Origin of the sequence: Leucobacter ruminantium (assembly GCF_017565705.1) — a bacterium.
GTDB classification, from domain to species: Bacteria; Actinomycetota; Actinomycetes; order Actinomycetales; family Microbacteriaceae; genus Leucobacter; species Leucobacter ruminantium.
The window spans coordinates 32,934-48,685 of record NZ_JAGDYL010000017.1; the positions used below are offsets into that span (position 1 = coordinate 32,934).

Annotated in this window: 14 protein-coding genes and 1 tRNA gene; 5 read left to right on the forward strand and 10 right to left on the reverse strand. The window is 71.5% G+C overall.

The window, feature by feature from the left end; all coding sequences use genetic code 11:
- Nucleotides 1-70: 70 nt before the first annotated feature.
- From J4H91_RS10040 to J4H91_RS10050, 3 genes are read right to left on the reverse strand one after another with little or no spacing between them, the layout of a single operon-like run.
- Nucleotides 71-733 (reverse strand): DUF6320 domain-containing protein, encoded by a 663-nt coding sequence (locus J4H91_RS10040; protein ID WP_208046130.1) that lies wholly within the window; start codon nucleotides 731-733, stop codon nucleotides 71-73.
- Entirely contained in the window at nucleotides 730-2,229 is a 1,500-nt protein-coding gene (locus J4H91_RS10045; protein WP_208046131.1) for an alcohol acetyltransferase, read from the reverse strand. Before J4H91_RS10045 ends, J4H91_RS10040 begins: the two co-directional genes overlap by 4 nt.
- The gene (locus J4H91_RS10050) at nucleotides 2,226-3,236 is read right to left on the reverse strand and encodes an alpha/beta hydrolase (protein ID WP_208046132.1); all 1,011 of its coding nucleotides are present in this window, start codon (nucleotides 3,234-3,236) and stop codon (nucleotides 2,226-2,228) included. Before J4H91_RS10050 ends, J4H91_RS10045 begins: the two co-directional genes overlap by 4 nt.
- A 62-nt stretch (nucleotides 3,237-3,298) precedes the next feature.
- Here J4H91_RS10050 and J4H91_RS10055 point away from each other — a divergent pair, with 62 nt between their 5' ends.
- Entirely contained in the window at nucleotides 3,299-4,981 is a 1,683-nt protein-coding gene (locus J4H91_RS10055; protein WP_208046133.1) for an FAD-binding dehydrogenase, read from the forward strand.
- A gap of 6 nt (nucleotides 4,982-4,987) precedes the next feature.
- On the opposite strand, the gene J4H91_RS10060 is transcribed toward J4H91_RS10055, so the two are convergent.
- From J4H91_RS10060 to J4H91_RS10075, 4 genes are read right to left on the reverse strand one after another with little or no spacing between them, the layout of a single operon-like run.
- Complete coding sequence (locus J4H91_RS10060; protein ID WP_208046134.1) at nucleotides 4,988-5,647, reverse strand: response regulator transcription factor; 660 nt, start codon at nucleotides 5,645-5,647, stop codon at nucleotides 4,988-4,990.
- Entirely contained in the window at nucleotides 5,641-6,831 is a 1,191-nt protein-coding gene (locus tag J4H91_RS10065; protein ID WP_208046135.1) for a sensor histidine kinase, read from the reverse strand. Before J4H91_RS10065 ends, J4H91_RS10060 begins: the two co-directional genes overlap by 7 nt.
- Nucleotides 6,832-6,840: 9 nt before the next feature.
- Nucleotides 6,841-7,596 carry an ABC transporter permease gene (locus J4H91_RS10070; protein WP_341783511.1) on the reverse strand — a complete coding sequence of 252 codons (756 nt, stop codon included), beginning with the start codon at nucleotides 7,594-7,596 and terminating at the stop codon, nucleotides 6,841-6,843.
- A gap of 3 nt (nucleotides 7,597-7,599) precedes the next feature.
- Entirely contained in the window at nucleotides 7,600-8,571 is a 972-nt protein-coding gene (locus J4H91_RS10075; RefSeq protein ID WP_208046136.1) for an ABC transporter ATP-binding protein, read from the reverse strand.
- A 160-nt stretch (nucleotides 8,572-8,731) separates the two neighbouring features.
- Here J4H91_RS10075 and J4H91_RS10080 point away from each other — a divergent pair, with 160 nt between their 5' ends.
- Complete coding sequence (locus J4H91_RS10080; RefSeq protein ID WP_208046137.1) at nucleotides 8,732-10,144, forward strand: APC family permease; 1,413 nt, start codon at nucleotides 8,732-8,734, stop codon at nucleotides 10,142-10,144.
- 15 nt (nucleotides 10,145-10,159) lie between these two features.
- Here the strand turns inward: J4H91_RS10080 and J4H91_RS10085 are convergent, their stop codons facing one another.
- Together J4H91_RS10085 and orn are read right to left on the reverse strand one after the other, a co-directional pair.
- Nucleotides 10,160-10,909: a PIG-L deacetylase family protein gene (locus J4H91_RS10085; RefSeq protein ID WP_208046138.1), complete on the reverse strand. Its 750-nt coding sequence runs from the start codon at nucleotides 10,907-10,909 to the stop codon at nucleotides 10,160-10,162.
- A 67-nt stretch (nucleotides 10,910-10,976) separates the two neighbouring features.
- Nucleotides 10,977-11,624 (reverse strand): oligoribonuclease, encoded by a 648-nt coding sequence (orn, locus tag J4H91_RS10090; RefSeq protein WP_341783513.1) that lies wholly within the window; start codon nucleotides 11,622-11,624, stop codon nucleotides 10,977-10,979.
- A 123-nt stretch (nucleotides 11,625-11,747) separates the two neighbouring features.
- Between orn and def the strand changes: the two genes are divergently transcribed.
- Nucleotides 11,748-12,311 carry a peptide deformylase gene (def, locus tag J4H91_RS10095; protein ID WP_208046140.1) on the forward strand — a complete coding sequence of 188 codons (564 nt, stop codon included), beginning with the start codon at nucleotides 11,748-11,750 and terminating at the stop codon, nucleotides 12,309-12,311.
- 15 nt (nucleotides 12,312-12,326) lie between these two features.
- On the opposite strand, the gene J4H91_RS10100 is transcribed toward def, so the two are convergent.
- Nucleotides 12,327-13,523 (reverse strand): MFS transporter, encoded by a 1,197-nt coding sequence (locus J4H91_RS10100; protein WP_208046141.1) that lies wholly within the window; start codon nucleotides 13,521-13,523, stop codon nucleotides 12,327-12,329.
- 135 nt (nucleotides 13,524-13,658) lie between these two features.
- Between J4H91_RS10100 and J4H91_RS10105 the strand changes: the two genes are divergently transcribed.
- Together J4H91_RS10105 and J4H91_RS10110 are read left to right on the forward strand one after the other, a co-directional pair.
- Entirely contained in the window at nucleotides 13,659-15,539 is a 1,881-nt protein-coding gene (locus J4H91_RS10105) for a BCCT family transporter (RefSeq protein WP_208046142.1), read from the forward strand.
- A 54-nt stretch (nucleotides 15,540-15,593) separates the two neighbouring features.
- Nucleotides 15,594-15,666 (forward strand) — tRNA-Arg (locus tag J4H91_RS10110).
- Nucleotides 15,667-15,752: the final 86 nt, after the last annotated feature.

Below are 15,752 nucleotides of genomic sequence, written 5' to 3' on the forward strand. Positions count from 1 at the left end.
TCGAAATCGAGGGCCCGACGCCCCGGGTTTCGACTCGGCTGCGCCTCGCTCAACCAGCGGGTCGGCGCAGCTACAGGTTGAGGCGCTTCGCGAGTTCGTGGCGCATCTCGGCGCCGCGGACCAGCTCGAGGATCAGCAGCATCAGGCTGAGCACCCCGCAGATGGCCGAGGGCAACGGGTGCGTGACCCAGCCGAGCACGAGAAACACGATCGGCACGAGGCCGAGCGTCACGGCGAGCACGCTGTAGACCACGTGCTCGCCGGCCTCGATGCGCATCAGCTGCACCGTGATGAAGAGCGCGATGATCGCCGATGCGCAGACGATCGGCACGGCGTAGGTCAGCGACCAGGCGTGCCAGCCCGTCAGGTAGTCCCAGTAGCTGCACACCAGTCCGACGAGCACCACCAGGGAGACCGTGCCCTTGGCCGGGTTGCGGCGCTGGCGCACCGCCATGAGCACCACGAGCCACATCGAGGCGATGCCCAGCCAGACGAATCGCAGCGCACCGATGCCGCTCGGGTCGGCGCGGAAGAACAGCTGAGCGGCGAACGAGCCGAGGATGAGCGCGAGGGACGCGGCGAACAGCGCGCGCAGCACCCTGCGACGCGAGAATCTCAGCGGCGCGGCGGGCAGCGGACTCGGCGAGGGATCGCCCGCGAGCTTGGCCGCGCAGAGCGGGCATCGCGACCACGCGCCCTCGACGTCGACCGCGCAGGCCGTGCAGCGCCTCATGCCCGCACCCCGATCGGGTCGCCCGAGTCGGCGCCTGACTCGGCGAGCTCCTCCTCCGTGACGCGCGCTGCGACGACGGTCACGGGGATGCCGTGCGCGGTGAGCACGCGCGCGAACTCCCGCACGTGGTCGGTCTCGACGAAGGGGGAGGTGAAGCTGATCGCGAGCATGCCCGCGTGCGACATCGCGCAGAACTGGGGGCGCACGGCGGAGACGTGGAACAGCATGCGGCCGACTCGGGGCTCCGCCTCGGCCGGCAGCGTCACCCGGCCGAGGTTCGAGATCGCGACGGTGAGGCCCCGGTTGTTGACCCGATTGATGAGGTTCAGCAGTACGTCCTTGAGCGGCCGCGGCACGATCCGCAGCGCCGGCATGCGTTCGAACCGCACGAGTCGGCGGAGCCTGCGCTCGAGCGCCTCGGGGCCGGCCTTCGGCCTGAACTGCCGCTCCAGGTTCCGGGCGACCGATCCGATGTCGTCGGGCCCCCGGCCGTAGACGTGTTCGATGCGCACGGTCGCGAAGAAGTTGCGCGCCGAGGTCGAGGGGAAGAACTGGCGCAGGTTGACCGGCACGGATGCCGCGAACGAGCGGGAGGCGGCGCGTCCGGAGGAGGTGCGCCGGATCGACTCGAAGAACACGGCGGTCAGATAGGCGGTCGGGGAGACGCCCTCGGCCCTGGCGAGCGCGAGCACCGGGTCGGCGGGAGCTGTGAGCTCGACGAGCCGCGGCCGGTTGTCCGGGGTGCGGGTGCCGCGCACGCGGTGCACCCGTCCGCGCGGGGTCCGAGTTCGTCGAACGGTGGGCGGGACCGTCGGCTGAGCGGTCGTCGGGGCGCTCTGCTCGGGGCTCTCGCCGGTGGACGCGTCGGAGGCCCCAACGCCCTCCGCGGCGGTCCCAGCGGCGGCTCCGCGCGGTCGACCGCGGAAGTGGAGGGCGAAGCCGTCGATCTCGAGTTCGTGCAGCGGGCCGGGATCGGTCACCGGATCGGTGACGGGCTCCGGGAGTTCGGCAAGGGGACGCACGCGGGGCCCCTTCCCGGACGTCCCTTCCTCGCTCCGCTCCTCCCCGTCAGGCGCCGGGTGGCGCAGCCGCACGTACTCCGTCACGAGATCGGAGACGAACCAGAGCGCGCCCGTGCCGTCGGAGAGCGCGTGGAAGATCTCGAGCGCGATGCGACGGCGGTGATGCAGCACCCGGAACAGCAGGGTGCGCCGATCGGGACGGTAGATCGGCGCGCACGTGGGCAGCGTCTCGGACTCCACGACCGGCCGCAGATCGCTCGCCTGCAGGTAGTACCAGAACACGCCGCGGCGCAGCACCGAGTGGTACAGCGGATAGCGATCGTACACGGTCTCGAGCGCCCGCTGCAGCAGTTCCGCATCCACCTCGTGATCCATCTCGGCGCTGATGCGGAAGACCTTCGGGTCGACCTCGCTGCGCGCGGCGAGGAAGATGTTGGACGCGTTGTCGAGGCGCGCCCATGCTCTGCGGCTCACGAGGCCCCCGGATCCCTCGTCGCCCTGGGAGCGGTCGCCGAGCCCGAGGATCCCTCGTCGAGAAAGGCGTTGATCACCTCGTACGCCTCGCGCAGCGAGCGCGAGAAGCGGGGGAGCGCGATGAAGCCGTGCAGCGCGCCCGGCACGCGGTGCACCCGCACGTCGTTGCCCGATCGCTCGAGCGCCCCGCCGTAGGCCTCGCCCTCGTCGCGCAGCAGATCGAGTTCGGCGGTGATCAGCAGCGTGCGCGGCTGCCCCGTCAGATCCTCCGCCAGCAGCGGAGCGACCAGGGGGCTGCGCCTCAGCTCGGGGTCGGGCACGTACAGGTCGAAGTAGTCCTGCACCTCGGTGTTGGTGAGCCGGTAGTCGTCTCCGTGGTTGCGCACCGAGGGGAACGGCGAGGTACGGGGATCGTGATCCCAGTGCGCCACCGGATAGAGCAGGATCTGCCGCGACGGGCCCGGGAGGCCGCGTTCGCGCCGCAGCAGCGAGACCACGGCGGCGAGGTTGGCCCCTGCCGAATCACCGACGAGCACGATGCGATCCGGGTGCTCGGCGCCGACGCGCCGGGGCTCGTCCAGCAGCGTCGCGGCGACGTCGAGGCAGTCCTCGAGCCCTGCCGGGAACGGGTGTTCGGGAGCCAGGCGGTAGTCGACCGAGGCCACGACGCAGCCGGTGAGGTCGGCCATCGTGGTGCATGCCGGGCTGTAGCTCTCGATGTCGCCGGTCACCCAGCCGCCGCCGTGGAAGAACACGAGCACGTCGTCGCGCCGCCGTTCGCGGGGCTCGAAGACGCGAACGGGGATCGACTCGCCGCTCGTACGGGAGACGAGGGTGCGGTCGAGCGCGCGGAACCGCGGCACCGCGGGCAGCGCGGCGAGTCGCTGGAGTCGGCGCACCTTCTCGTAGTCCTCGCGCATGTTCACACGAGGGGCCGCGAAGAGGCGGAGGAAGGGGCGCAGCAGGCGGGTCGACGGCGAGCGACGCTCGGGCTCGGCCTGATCCATGTCCCCAGCATAGGGGCAGGATGCCGTGCCCCCGCTCGGAGAGCGCGCCCTACACTTGGGGCATGGACGCCGACGTCATCATCGTGGGGGCCGGACTCTCCGGTCTCGTCGCAGCGCGGGAGACGCACCGCGCCGGGTTGCGCACCGTGGTCATCGACCAGGAGGGGCCGCAGGATCTCGGCGGGCAGGCCTGGTGGTCGTTCGGCGGGCTCTTCCTCGTCGACTCGCCCGAGCAGCGGCGTCTCGGCGTGCGCGATTCCTTCGAACTGGCGTGGCAGGACTGGCGGGGCAGCGCTGGGTGGGACCGGCTCGACGGCGAGCACCCGGAAGACGAGTGGGCGGAGCGCTGGGGCCGCGCCTACGTCGAGTTCGCGGCGGGCGAGAAGCGCGCGTGGATCCGCGAGGCGGGCATCGAACTCACGCCCGTCGTCGGCTGGGCGGAGCGCGGCGACCTGACCGCCGGCGGGCACGGCAACTCCGTGCCCCGCTTCCACGTGCCATGGGGCACGGGCACCGGAGTGGTCGGCCCGTTCATCGCAGCTGCGCAGGAGGCTGCGGCGGGCGCACGCACGCGGATCCTGCATCGCCACCGCTGCGACGGCATCGTGGTCGAGAACGGCCGGGCGGTCGGGGTGCGCGGCAGCGTGCTCGCGCCCGACGCGAACGCCCGCGGCGCGGTGTCGTCGCGCGAATCGGTCGGAGACTTCGAGCTGCGGGCCGGGGCCGTCATCGTGGCGAGCGGAGGGATCGGCGGCGATCACGAGCTGGTGCGGCGCTTCTGGCCCGACCGTCTCGGCACCCCGCCGCGCAGCATGGTCACGGGCGTGCCGGCCTATGTCGACGGCCGCATGCTCGGAATCGCCGAGCAGGCGGGGGCCCGCCTCGTCAACCGGGACCGCATGTGGCACTACACGGAGGGCGTGCGCAACTGGAACCCCGTCTGGCCGGGGCACGCGATCCGCATTCTGCCCGGGCCCTCGCCGCTGTGGCTCGACGCGCTGGGCCGGCGCCTGCCCCCGCCCGGCCTGCCCGGTCACGACACGCTCGGCACGCTGCGCATGCTGCGCACCGTTCCAGGACTCGCGGAGCACGACCACTCCTGGTTCATCGTCACGAGCCGCATCGCGGCCAAGGAGTTCGCGCTGTCGGGATCCGAGCAGAACCCCGATATCACCGGCCGCGACCGCAAGCTGCTGCTCAAGGCCAGGCTCGGCCGCGGCGCACCCGGGCCGGTGCGCGCGTTCATCGACCGCGGGGCCGACTTCGTGACGGCCGGGAGCGTTCCCGAGCTCGTCGCGAAGATGAACGGGCTGACCGCCGAGCCGCTGCTCTCGGCCGACGCCGTCGAGCGGGTGATCCGGGAGCGCGACGCCGAGATCCGCAACCCGTTCTCGAAGGACGCGCAGGTGATGAGCATCCGCAACTCGCGGCGCTACCTCGGAGACCGCCTCACCCGCACAACGGCGCCGCACCGGCTCCTCGATCCCGCGGCGGGGCCGCTCGTGGCCGTGCGACTGCACGTGCTCACGCGCAAGACCCTGGGCGGCATCCAGACCGACCTCTCGTCGCGGGTGCTCGGTGCATCGGGCGAGCCGATCCCCGGTCTCTACGCCGCGGGCGAGGCGGCCGGTTTCGGCGGGGGCGGCGTGCACGGGTACAACGCGCTCGAGGGAACCTTTCTCGGCGGTTGCCTGTTCTCGGGCCGCGCGGCCGGAAGAGCCGCGGCGGGCGCCGCGGGCGGATAGGCCCGGCTACAGCCAGCCCTTGTCGGCGGCGATGCGCGCCGCCTGGGCGCGATTGACCGCGCCGGTCTTGCCGATGGCCGACGAGAGGTGGTTGCGCACCGTGCCGGGCGAGAGGAAGACCTCGGCGGCGATCTCGGCGGCCGTGCGCCCCTCGCCCGCGAGGCGCAGCACCTGCTGCTCGCGCTCGGTGAGCGGATTGGCGCCCTCGAAGAGCGACGCCTCGGCGAGCGCGGGGTCGACCACGCGCATGCCCGCGTGCACCCGCCGCACGGCGTCGGCGAGCTGTTCGGGAGGGGCGTCCTTCACGATGAAGCCGCCGGCGCCCGCGTCGAGCGCGGCCCGCAGATAGCCCGGTCTGGCGAAGGTCGTGACGATGAGCACGCGCGTCGCCGCGTGCGCCGCGAGCACGGCGCGGGTCGCGGCGATGCCGTCCACGCCGGGCATCTGGATGTCCATGAGGCACACGTCGGGGCGCAGCTGCGCGGCCCGCTCGGCCGCTTCGGCGCCGTCTCCGGCGTAGCCCGCGACCGAGAGGTCGGGTTCGAGCTCGAGCAGTGCGCCGAGCGCACCGCGCACGAGGGCCTGGTCGTCGACGATCAGGAGGCGGATCGGCCCGCGCTCCGGTCCGTTCCCGGCCGATCCTTCACCGTCCGCTGCCGTCACCATGTGAGACTCACTCTCGTTCCCCGCGCTCCGCCTGTGGGGGATCCCTCGTGCTCCGCCGCGGGGGGTCCCTCGCCCTCCGCTTCCGCGGATCCCTCGCCGCCTGCGCCCGAATGCGCTCCGCCCCGCACCGGCTCGACGCGCAGCACCGCGCCCGCCGCCGAGGCCCGCTCGGCCATGCCGCGCAGCCCGTGGCCCCGCGAGGCCGCGCCGAGCCCGACGCCCGCGCCGTCGTCCTCCACCACGACCGTGCCCGGCTCGACGGCGATGCGCACGCGGCCCGCGCCCGAGTGCCGCAGGATGTTGGTCGTCGCCTCGCGCAGAACCCACGCGGCTGGGATCGACTGGGCGGGGGAGAGGGATCCCGCGTCGCCGGCGATCTCGACCGCGATCCCGCCCGATTCGAGCACCTCGCGGCTCGCGCGCAACTGCTCGGCCATGCCCGAGGAGCGCAGGCCCGTCACCGTCGCGCGCACCCCCGCGATCGCCTCGCCCGTGAGGCGCGCGATCTCCTCGAGCTCGGCGCGCGCCGCGGCAGGATCCCTCTCGATGAGGCGCATCGCGAGCTCGGCCTTCAGTTTCACGATCGTGAGCGAGTGCCCGAGCAGGTCGTGCACGTCGCGGGCGACCGCCTCGCGCTCCTCGCTCGTCGCGAGCTCCATGCGCAGTTCGTCCTCCGCCTGCGAGCGGTCGAGCAGCCATGTGGTCACGGTGTTCACCGCCGCCATCATGGCGACGATCGCGAGCAGCGTCCAGGGAGGGGTCTCACGGGCGGCGAGGTCGACGGCCACCTCCAGCACGATGATCGCGAGGGCCGCTCCCGTCGCGACCCAGTGCCAGACCCGGGCGAAGTTGTACGATGCGAACGACATCAGGAACGGGAGAAAGCTCGTCGCCTCCCAGCCGATCGCCGGCACCGTCGCCGCGGCGCAGAGCAGCGCCACGGCGTAGAGCCGGGCTGCCGAGCGAGACGGCTGCGCCCAACCCGCGCGCATGCCGACGATGAAGCCGACCAGGTAGCTCGCTGCGAAGCATGCGAGGCCGGCCCAGCCGAGCGCGAGCAGCACGAGCGGTGCGCGCGAGGCGACGAGGGCGTTCGCGGGGAAGAACAGGAACACCATCCAGACCGCGGCCATGAGCCAGCCGTAGCGCTCCCATGTGCCCTGCGTCAGGTCCGCTCTCGCCATGCCACGAGCCTAGCGACGCTGCCGCGAGCGCAGCACCCCGAAGCGGGTGATCGCGGCGAACACGAGCGCCCACGCCAGAACGTTCAGCAGCAGAGCCCAGAGAGGATCGCTCCCGCCCGCGAGGAGCGCGCCCTCGGTGATCGGCCAGCGCGCGAGCGCCACGTAGCCGTACATCGGGGTGAAGTGGGCGATGTCGAGCATCACGCCCTCGAGCGGCATGAACACGTTGCCGAAGAAGCCGAAGAAGGTGATCGAGATCGAGGCGAGCGCCGCCGCGGAGTCGGAGTTGAAGGCCAGTCCGACGCCGAGGCCGAAGAGCCCGAACATGAAGCCGCCCGCCAGGATGAGTCCCGCGACCGCGAACCAGCGCCACAGCCCGTCGGCCGCGGCCCCCGTGCAGGCGCCGACCGCGAACACGGCGGCCGTCGAGATCGCGGAGAAGCAGACCGCCGTGACCACCTTCACGAGCGCGTAGCCCGCGATCGTGAGCGGGGTCATCGCGATCTGCCTGCCCCAGCCCTGGCCGACCTCCGACGCCGCGAGCGAGCACATCGACGTCATCGCCGTCGCGGTGCCGAAGGCGGCCATCGACGCCATCACGTAGAAGGCGACGTTGCCGTTGCCCGCGCTCTCATCGGCGTATTCGGCGTTCGCGCCGAAGAGCAGGTACATCGCGATCGGCATCGCGAGCGTGAAGGCGAGCGTATAGGGGTTGCGCAGCTGGCGCTTGATCTCGACGATGAAGAAGGGCATGGAGAAGAGCACGGTTCAGTCCTCCGTCAGCGCGGTGAAAGCGGTTTCGAGCGAGGGGGCCGCGATCTCGAGATCGCGCGCTCCGATTTCGAGCAGCAGTGCGGCCAGGGCGTCGGAGTCGGTCGTGCGCACGCGGAGCCTCGCGCCGTCGAGCGCGACGCCGGAGGTGGGGAGACCGGCGAGGGGCGCCGTGCCGCGCAGCCGCTGGAGCACGGCCTCCGGGTCGGGGCCCGGCAGGGTCGCGGTGACGGTGCGCCCGCCGAGCGACGCCCTGAGCTCCCCGGTGTCGCCGTCTGCGACGACGCGCCCGTGGTTCATGACCACGGTGCGCCGGGCGAACTGCTCCGCCTCCTCGAGGTAGTGGGTCGCGAAGACGACGGTGCGGCCGCCGCGCGCCTCCTCGTGCATGACCTCCCAGAAGCGCCGTCGCGCCGTCACGTCCATGCCGGTCGTCGGCTCGTCGAGCACGAGCACGTCGGGGTCGGGCAGCAGCGCGAGCGCGAACTTGATGCGCTGCTGCTCGCCGCCCGAGCACTTGCTCACCTTGCGCCGTGCGATCGGCGCGAGGCCGGTGCGCTCCATGACGGGCGCCACCCGGCTCGTCGCGCCGTGGAAACCTGCGATCACCGCGACCGTCTCGCCCACGGTCAGGTCGGCGAGCAGGCCGCCGGTCTGCAGGAGCGCCGACAGTCGGCCCGACGCGACCGCCCGCCGCGGAGGGAGTCCGAGCACGCGCACCTCGCCCGCGTCGGGCTCGCTCAGGCCGAGCAGCATGTCGAGTGTCGTGGTCTTGCCCGCTCCGTTCGGGCCGAGCAGTGCGACGACCTCCCCGCGCGCGACGACGAGATCGACGCCGTCGACCGCGCGCACGCGCCGCTCCCCGCTGCCGAAGCCGCGCGCGAGGCCGGTGATCTCGACCGCGGGGGCGCGGTCGGGTTCGGGCGAGGGATCGGGTGCGCTGCGCCCGTGTCGTGTCAGTGCGTCCATGCTCCCAGCCTCCCGCTGCGGTGGTGCGCGGCGCAGGAGGGGAGTGTCACGGCGTCGGCGTGACGTTTGTCACGGGTCGCGGGCGTCCTCGGGAAGTGCAGCTCAGCCGCGGCCGCCGCGGTCTCGTCGCGACGAAATGCCTCTACACTGAGGAATCCTTATGGAAACCACACTGCACCGTAGGCTGGGCGTGCCCGGCATCGTCTTCATGGTGATCGCCGCTGCGGCGCCCATCACCGTCGTCGCGGCGAATTTCCCGATCATCATCAGCGTCTCCGGATCGCTCGGCGCGCCGCTGATGATCCTCGCCGCAACGGTCATCCTGCTGCTCTTCTCGGTCGGCTACGCGTGGATGACGCCGCGCGTGCCCGACGCCGGCGCCTTCTACTCCTACGTGCATCGCGGTCTCGGCCGTCGCGCCGGGCTCGGCACCGCCGCGATCGCGCTGCTCTGCTACCTGCTGCTAACCGTGTCCATGACGTGCTATCTCGGCGTGCAGGCGGGCAACCTGTTGGAGCTCTGGACCGGGGCGCAGGCCCCGTGGTGGTCGATCTCAGCCCTCATGATCGTGATCGTCGGGCTGCTCGGGTACCGCGACATCGAACTCTCGGCGAAGGTGCTCGGCATCGTACTCGTGCTCGAGGTCGTCGCGGTGATCGCGATCGACCTCGGTGTTCTGGCCTCCGGTCGTGAGCTCACCGCGGCGCCCTTCGACCCGACCGAGGCGCTGTCCGGAGCGCCGGGGCTCGGCCTCCTCTTCGCGTTCCTCGGCTTCTTCGGCTTCGAAGCGACCGCTGTCTTCCGCAACGAGGCCCGCGACCCTGAACGCACCGTGCCGCGAGCCACCTACATCGCGGTGGTCTCGGTCGGCGCGCTCTACCTCGTATCGTCCTGGCTGATCATCGCGGGGCTGGGAGGGGAGCAGGCCATCACGACGTCGACGGAGCACCCGGACCGGGCGGTGATCGCGCTGGCCGGCGAGGTGATCGCCCCGATCGCGGCCGACATCGTGCAGGTGCTCGTGGTGACGAGCATGTTCGCGTGCATGCTGGCCTTCCACAACATCGTCGCGCGCTACCTCTTCACTCTCGGACAACGCGGAGTGCTGCCGAAGCGGCTCTCCGACGTCCACCCCAAGCACCGCGCGCCGTCGCGGGCCTCGCTGTGGGTCAGCGGTCTGACCGCATCGGTCGTGCTGGTCTCCGCCGCGATCGGCCTCGACCCGGTGCTGCAGATCTATACCTGGTACTCGGGAGCCGGCGCGGTCGGCGTGATCTGGATGATGGCTTTGACGAGCCTCGCGGTGCTCTCCTTCGGGGTGAAGCGCCGCGGTCGCCCGGGGGAGGCCCCGTCCGCTTGGGTGGTGTCGGCATCGGTGCTCGGCGGGATCGGTCTACTCCTCGTGCTCGGGATCTCGCTGTGGAACCTCCCGTTCCTGGTCGGAGGCACCGTGCCCGCGATCGTCTGGGGCGCGGTGCTGCTGGGGGTCTTCGCCGGGGGTCTCCTCCTGCCGCGACGAGACGGTGCTGCGGCGGAACAGGCTCCGGCGGTGCCCGAGCCTGCGCAGCGCTGATACTCCTCGCGCGGGCTACGCCTCGCCGCGCATGCGGAGCGCGCGGAAGCAGACCGCGTGCGGCGCGCCCGCGGCGGAGCCCATCTCGCGCAGCATCTCCGGGATGAACTCCGCAGGGGCCGGATGCCACGGCAGATCGGCGAGATACGCCTCGTGGGCGGTGAGCGACGCCACCGCTCGCCGCACCGACGCCTCGCCGATCGCCACGGCGTGTGTCGGCTCCGACCCCGTCAGCAGCAACCAGGTCGTGCCCCACGGGGCGAGGTCCTCGTCGCGCAGCAGTTCCGGGAAGACCCACCGATTGTCGGCGTCTCGCACCGCGTCGATGGCCGCGAGGCCGGCGGCGCGGTGGTCGGCGTGGTCGACGCCCCAGCCCACGAAGAGCTCGCCCGACCCCGTGACGACGGCATCCGGCCTGAAGCGCCGGATCTCCCGGGCGATCGCGCGTCGCAGCTCGAGGCCGTACTCGAGCACGCCGTCGGTGAACTCGAGAATGGTGAGGTGCTCGACGCCGACCTCGGAGCACGCGCGGCGCTGCTCCTCGGCTCGGAGCGGCCCGGCCTCCTCCGGCGGGCGCTGCATGCCGGCCTCACCCGAGGTGAGCAGCAGATAGCCGACCTCGATGCCTCGGGCCGTCCACTCGGCGACGGCCGCGGAGGTGCCGTACTCCGGATCGTCGGGGTGGGCGACGACTACGAGCACCCGACGGATGCCCGTCTCGTCGAACGCGGGGAGCGATGCGGGGGAGTCGTGTCGAGCGTCCATGCCGCCCACCCTACGCCGCGGCTGCCGGAGGCGTAAGGGGTTGCGGGCTCGGGCGCCGCTCGCTCGATCAGCGGGGAGGCTGGGGCTCGCCGTCGATGAACGGGGCGTAGCGCTCGCCCATGCGCCGCGCGATCTCGGCGGTGACGGTCTTATCGGGCCCGGGCGCCTCGAGCATCACGGTCTCGCGGAAGTAGGCGAGTTCCTGGATCGACTCGGCGATGTCGGCGAGCGCGCGGTGCCCGCCCCGCTTCTCGGGCGCGTTGAAGTAGGCGGGCACGTACCAGCGCCGCGCGAGCTCCTTGATCGTGGAGACGTCGATGCTGCGGTAGTGCAGGCGCTCCTCGAGCACCGGCATGTACTTCGCGATGAAGCGGCGGTCCATGCCGATCGTGTTGCCCGCGACGAGCGGGCGGCGGCCGGGGCCGACGAAGCGGTTCACGTAATCGAGCACCTGGCGCTCAGCCTCCTCCACGGAGACGCCGGCCTCGATGCGGGGCAGCAGCCCGGAGCCGGCGTGCATCGAGCGCACGAAGTCGTTCATCTGCTCCAGCGCGTCGGGGCCGGGGTTGATGACGACCTCGAAGCCGGGGTCGAGCGGGGTGAGGTCGAAGTCGGTGACGATCACCGCGATCTCGCAGAGCCCGTCGCGGTCCACGTCGAGTCCGGTCATCTCGCAGTCGATCCAGACGATCTGCTCGGCGGGGGTGTTCGACACGGTCGCTCCTCGGTGCTGGTCCTGGTGCTCGGGCGCGAGGGATCCCTCGCCGTGGCACGGGGTCGATGCCGCGCGCAACCCACCCAGTCTACCCGGCGGCCCGGATGCCCTAGGCTTTTCGGCATGACTGTGCTCCCCATCACGATCTGCGGCGAACCGGTGCTGCATCGACCAGCCGAACCCGTCACCGAGTTCGACGCCGAACTGCGCACCCTCGTCGACGACATGTTCGAGACCTGCGAGCAGGCCCCGGGCGTGGGGCTCGCCGCACCCCAGGTCGGGGTCGGCAAGCGCCTCTTCGTGTGGATGTACGACGACCAGGACGAGGCGCCCGCCCGCGGCGTCGCGATCAACCCCGTGCTGTGGATCTCGCCGCCCGAGCCGGGTCTGCCCGGCGAGGACGAGATCGAGGGGTGCCTCTCGTTCCCCGGGGAGCGCTTCGCCCTGCGCCGTTCGCCCCGCGCGCTGCTGCGCGCGCAGAACATCGACGGCGAGTCTTTCGAGTTCGAGGCGAGCGGCTGGTTCGCGCGCATCATGCAGCACGAGTACGACCACCTCGAAGGCCTCCTCTACGTCGACCGCCTCGTGCATCCCGAGAACAAGGGGGCGCAGAAGGCGAAGCGCAAGAACGGTTGGGGACGGCCCGGTCTCACCTGGCTTCCGGGGGTCGACGACCTCGAGGGGTAGGGATCCCTCGCCGAATCACGGCGCCGCCGGGCGGCGGAGGTCCGAGACGAACAGCCACGCCGTCGCCGCGACCGCGAGGAGAACGGCCGTGGTACCGAACGCCCAGCCGAACCCGGCGGCGTCGAGGATCGCGCCCGCGATGAGCGGGCCGAGCACCCCGCCGAGGTCGCTCATCATCGAGTAGGCCGCGACGACGTTGCCGCCGCGCCGCTGTGCGAGCACGTCGGCGAGCACGGCCTGCTGGCCGGGGTTCACGAGTGCCGAGCCGGCCCCGGCCGCGACCATGATCGCGATCGCGACCCACATCGACGGCGACACCGGGAACACGAGGTAGCTCGCCACGAGCACCGCCATGCCCGTCACCAGCAGCGGCTTGCGGCCCACGGTGTCGGTCCAGCGCCCCGCCGGGAAGATCAGCAGCGCGTTGCCCGCTGCGTAACCCGCGAGCACCCAGGCGGCCGCAGCGGCGTCGCCGTCGAAGGCCACGGCGACGAAGATCGGGATGATCGAGACGCGCACGCCGAAGGACGCCCACCCGAACGCGAACACCGACACCAGCAGCGCGCGGTACTGCGGCACGCGCAGCGCTTCGCCGAGCACCACGGACTCTGGCTGCGCCGATCCCTCGACCGGGCCGGCCGCGAACGCCGAACGCCGCAGCGCGACCGCGACGACCGCGGCTGCGGCGAGCAGGGTGAAGAAGTAGAACACGAACGGGGCGCGCAGGCCGAAGGCTGCGACCACTCCGCCGAGCACCGGGCCGAGCAGCCCGCCGAGCAGGAACCCGGCGGCGTTGAGACTCGCCACCCGGCCCCGGGCGTCGGGCGGGCTGACCTTCGCGAGCAGCGCGGTCGCGGAGACCGTGAACATCGCGGAGCCGACGCCTCCAGCGCCGCGCAGCACGAGGAACTGCGCGTAGTCGGCCGCGAAGGCGGCTGCGCCCGTGGAGAGCGCCACGATCAGGATGCCGGTCGCGTAGGTGCGGCGCTCGCCCATGCGCGACACCGCCCACCCAGCGAACGGGGCGGTGACGAGCCGCATCAGCGCGAAAGCGCTCACGATCGCGGAGGCCGCGAACTTCGAGACGCCGAACTCCAACGCGAACTGAGGGATCGCGGGGGCGACGACGCCGTAGCCGAGCGCGACCGCGAAGGCGCCCGCGACGAGAGCCCAGACCTCGAACGGCAGGGGAGTGCGAGGGGAACGGGCCACCCTGCGATCCTAGCCGCAGAGCGGGAAACAGGCGGTGCCGAAGGGGGTCGCGGCGGCCGCTCGACTTGCAACACCGCACAGAAGCCGAAAGGGTGGAAAGGTCACGAAGAGCGCCGACAGAACGGACCATCGCCCATGAGTGCACCCGAACCGCCCGCCCAGAACCCCGCCGATCCGGTGGTGCCCGATCCCTCGCCCCTGCTTCCCGACTACTCGAGCCTGCCGGAGTCGGTGCACCTGCCGCGCGCGGTGCAGATCGAGGAGCAGGACACCGACGATCAGATCACGGCGAAGCTGCGCAGGCACGGAGTGCGCATCGGGAGAGGCATGATCTCCCCGCGGGTGTTCTGGCCCGCGCTCATCGTCATCCTGCTCGTCGTGGCGTTCGCGATCCTGCTCCCCGACGCCGCCGGCAGCGTGTTCACCAGCATCCAGACGTGGATCGTCGGGCACCTCGGCTGGTACTACATGCTCATCGTCGGCGCGTTCATCATGGTAGCGGCGGGCATCGCGTTCTCCCGTCTCGGGCGCATCAGACTCGGTCGAGACGAGGACCGGCCCGAGTTCGGCGTGCTGTCGTGGTTCGCGATGCTGTTCGCCGCGGGCATGGGCATCGGCCTCGTCTTCTACGGCGTGGGCGAGCCGCTCACCTACGCCACCGTGCAGCCGAAGCCGGGATGGGAGGGCGACCAGGCCGAGCTCGCCGGGCTCGCGATGGCGCAGACCTTCGTGCACTGGGGACTGCACCCGTGGGCGATCTACGCCATCATCGGCCTCTCCATCGCCTACGCGATCCACCGGCGCGGCCGTCCCGTGTCGATCCGCTGGGCGCTCGAACCGCTCTTCGGCGAGCGGGTGAAGGGATGGGTGGGCGACGTCATCGATGTGCTCGCCATCTTCGGCACCGTGTTCGGCGTCGCGACGTCGCTCGGCCTCGGCGTGCAGCAGATCTCCGCGGGCATGGCCGAGATCGGCATCGTCGACCGCCCGAGCAACACCCTGCTCGTCGTGCTGATCATCGTCATCACCCTCATCGCCATGCTCTCCGTGGTCAGCGGCATCGGAGCCGGCATGAAGTGGCTCTCGAACATCAACCTCTCGATGGCGGCAGCGCTGCTCATCAGTGTGCTGCTGCTCGGCCCGACGCTCTTCCTGCTGCGGAACCTGACGGAGTCGATCGGCTTCTACCTGGCGAACGTGCTCCAGATGACCTTCGACATCGGTGCCTACCGGCGCGGGGAGGCGACGAGCTGGTTCTCCGACTGGACCATCTTCTACTGGGGCTGGTGGATCTCGTGGTCGCCGTTCGTCGGCATCTTCATCGCCCGCATCTCGCGCGGGCGTACCGTGCGCGAGTTCATCGCGGGCGTGATGCTCGTGCCGACGCTCGTGGGCTTCCTCTGGTTCTCCGTCATGGGCGGCGCCGGCCTCTACCGGCAGATCTTCGGAGAGGGAGACCTCGTGCAGAACGGGGCGGTGAGCGTCGAGCACGCCCTCTTCCAGGTGCTCGGCGATCTGCCGTTCGGCACGGTCTTCTCAGTGCTCGGCATCCTGCTCGTGGCGATCTTCTTCATCACGTCCTCCGACTCGGGATCCCTCGTGGTCGACATGCTTGCGTCGGGCGGACACCCGAATCCGCCCGTCTGGTCGCGGGTGCTGTGGGCCCTGCTCGAGGGTGCGGTGGCCATCGCCCTGCTGCTCGCGGGCGGTCTGCAGTCGCTGCAGGCGGCGGCCCTCGCGACGGCGCTGCCCTTCAGCATCGTGCTGCTGCTCATGAGCTGGTCGACCCTCCGCGCGTTGCGGATCGACGACAAGGTGCTCGAGCGGGCCGAGATGGAGGCGAGGCTCGAGCGCGTCACCCAGCACGTGACCGCGGAGTGGGCGAGCTCCTTCGGCACGCACCCCGAGATCGAGACCTACGTGGACGACCGGATCGACTACCGGATCTCACGTACGCGGGGTGCCTTCGAGCGACGCGGGGGGCCGCGGTCGCCGCTCGACCGCGGGAGCCGGTAGGAGCAGCCCGGATGTCCCGAGCACGGTTTCCGGCATAGTAGCCTTGGAAGCACCGCCTCCGTAGCTCAGTGGATAGAGCAACGGCCTTCTAATCCGTCGGTCGCAGGTTCGAATCCTGCCGGGGGCACCGACCCGAACTGGAGCGCATCGCGTTCGAATCGGTCGCCGTGCCGCTGCAGCGGCAGCCCGCGGAGGGCAGCGATCAGTGGAGCA

Coding starts and splice junctions, on each gene's coding strand:
- J4H91_RS10105 (WP_208046142.1), top strand. CDS start 13,659: ATGAGTGCACCCGAACCGCCCGCCCAGAACCCCGCCGATCCGGTGGTG.
- J4H91_RS10040 (WP_208046130.1), bottom strand. CDS start 733: ATGAGGCGCTGCACGGCCTGCGCGGTCGACGTCGAGGGCGCGTGGTCG.
- J4H91_RS10085 (WP_208046138.1), bottom strand. CDS start 10,909: ATGGACGCTCGACACGACTCCCCCGCATCGCTCCCCGCGTTCGACGAG.
- J4H91_RS10065 (WP_208046135.1), bottom strand. CDS start 6,831: ATGGCGAGAGCGGACCTGACGCAGGGCACATGGGAGCGCTACGGCTGG.
- J4H91_RS10075 (WP_208046136.1), bottom strand. CDS start 8,571: ATGGACGCACTGACACGACACGGGCGCAGCGCACCCGATCCCTCGCCC.
- def (WP_208046140.1), top strand. CDS start 11,748: ATGACTGTGCTCCCCATCACGATCTGCGGCGAACCGGTGCTGCATCGA.
- J4H91_RS10080 (WP_208046137.1), top strand. CDS start 8,732: ATGGAAACCACACTGCACCGTAGGCTGGGCGTGCCCGGCATCGTCTTC.
- J4H91_RS10050 (WP_208046132.1), bottom strand. CDS start 3,236: ATGGATCAGGCCGAGCCCGAGCGTCGCTCGCCGTCGACCCGCCTGCTG.
- J4H91_RS10060 (WP_208046134.1), bottom strand. CDS start 5,647: ATGGTGACGGCAGCGGACGGTGAAGGATCGGCCGGGAACGGACCGGAG.
- J4H91_RS10055 (WP_208046133.1), top strand. CDS start 3,299: ATGGACGCCGACGTCATCATCGTGGGGGCCGGACTCTCCGGTCTCGTC.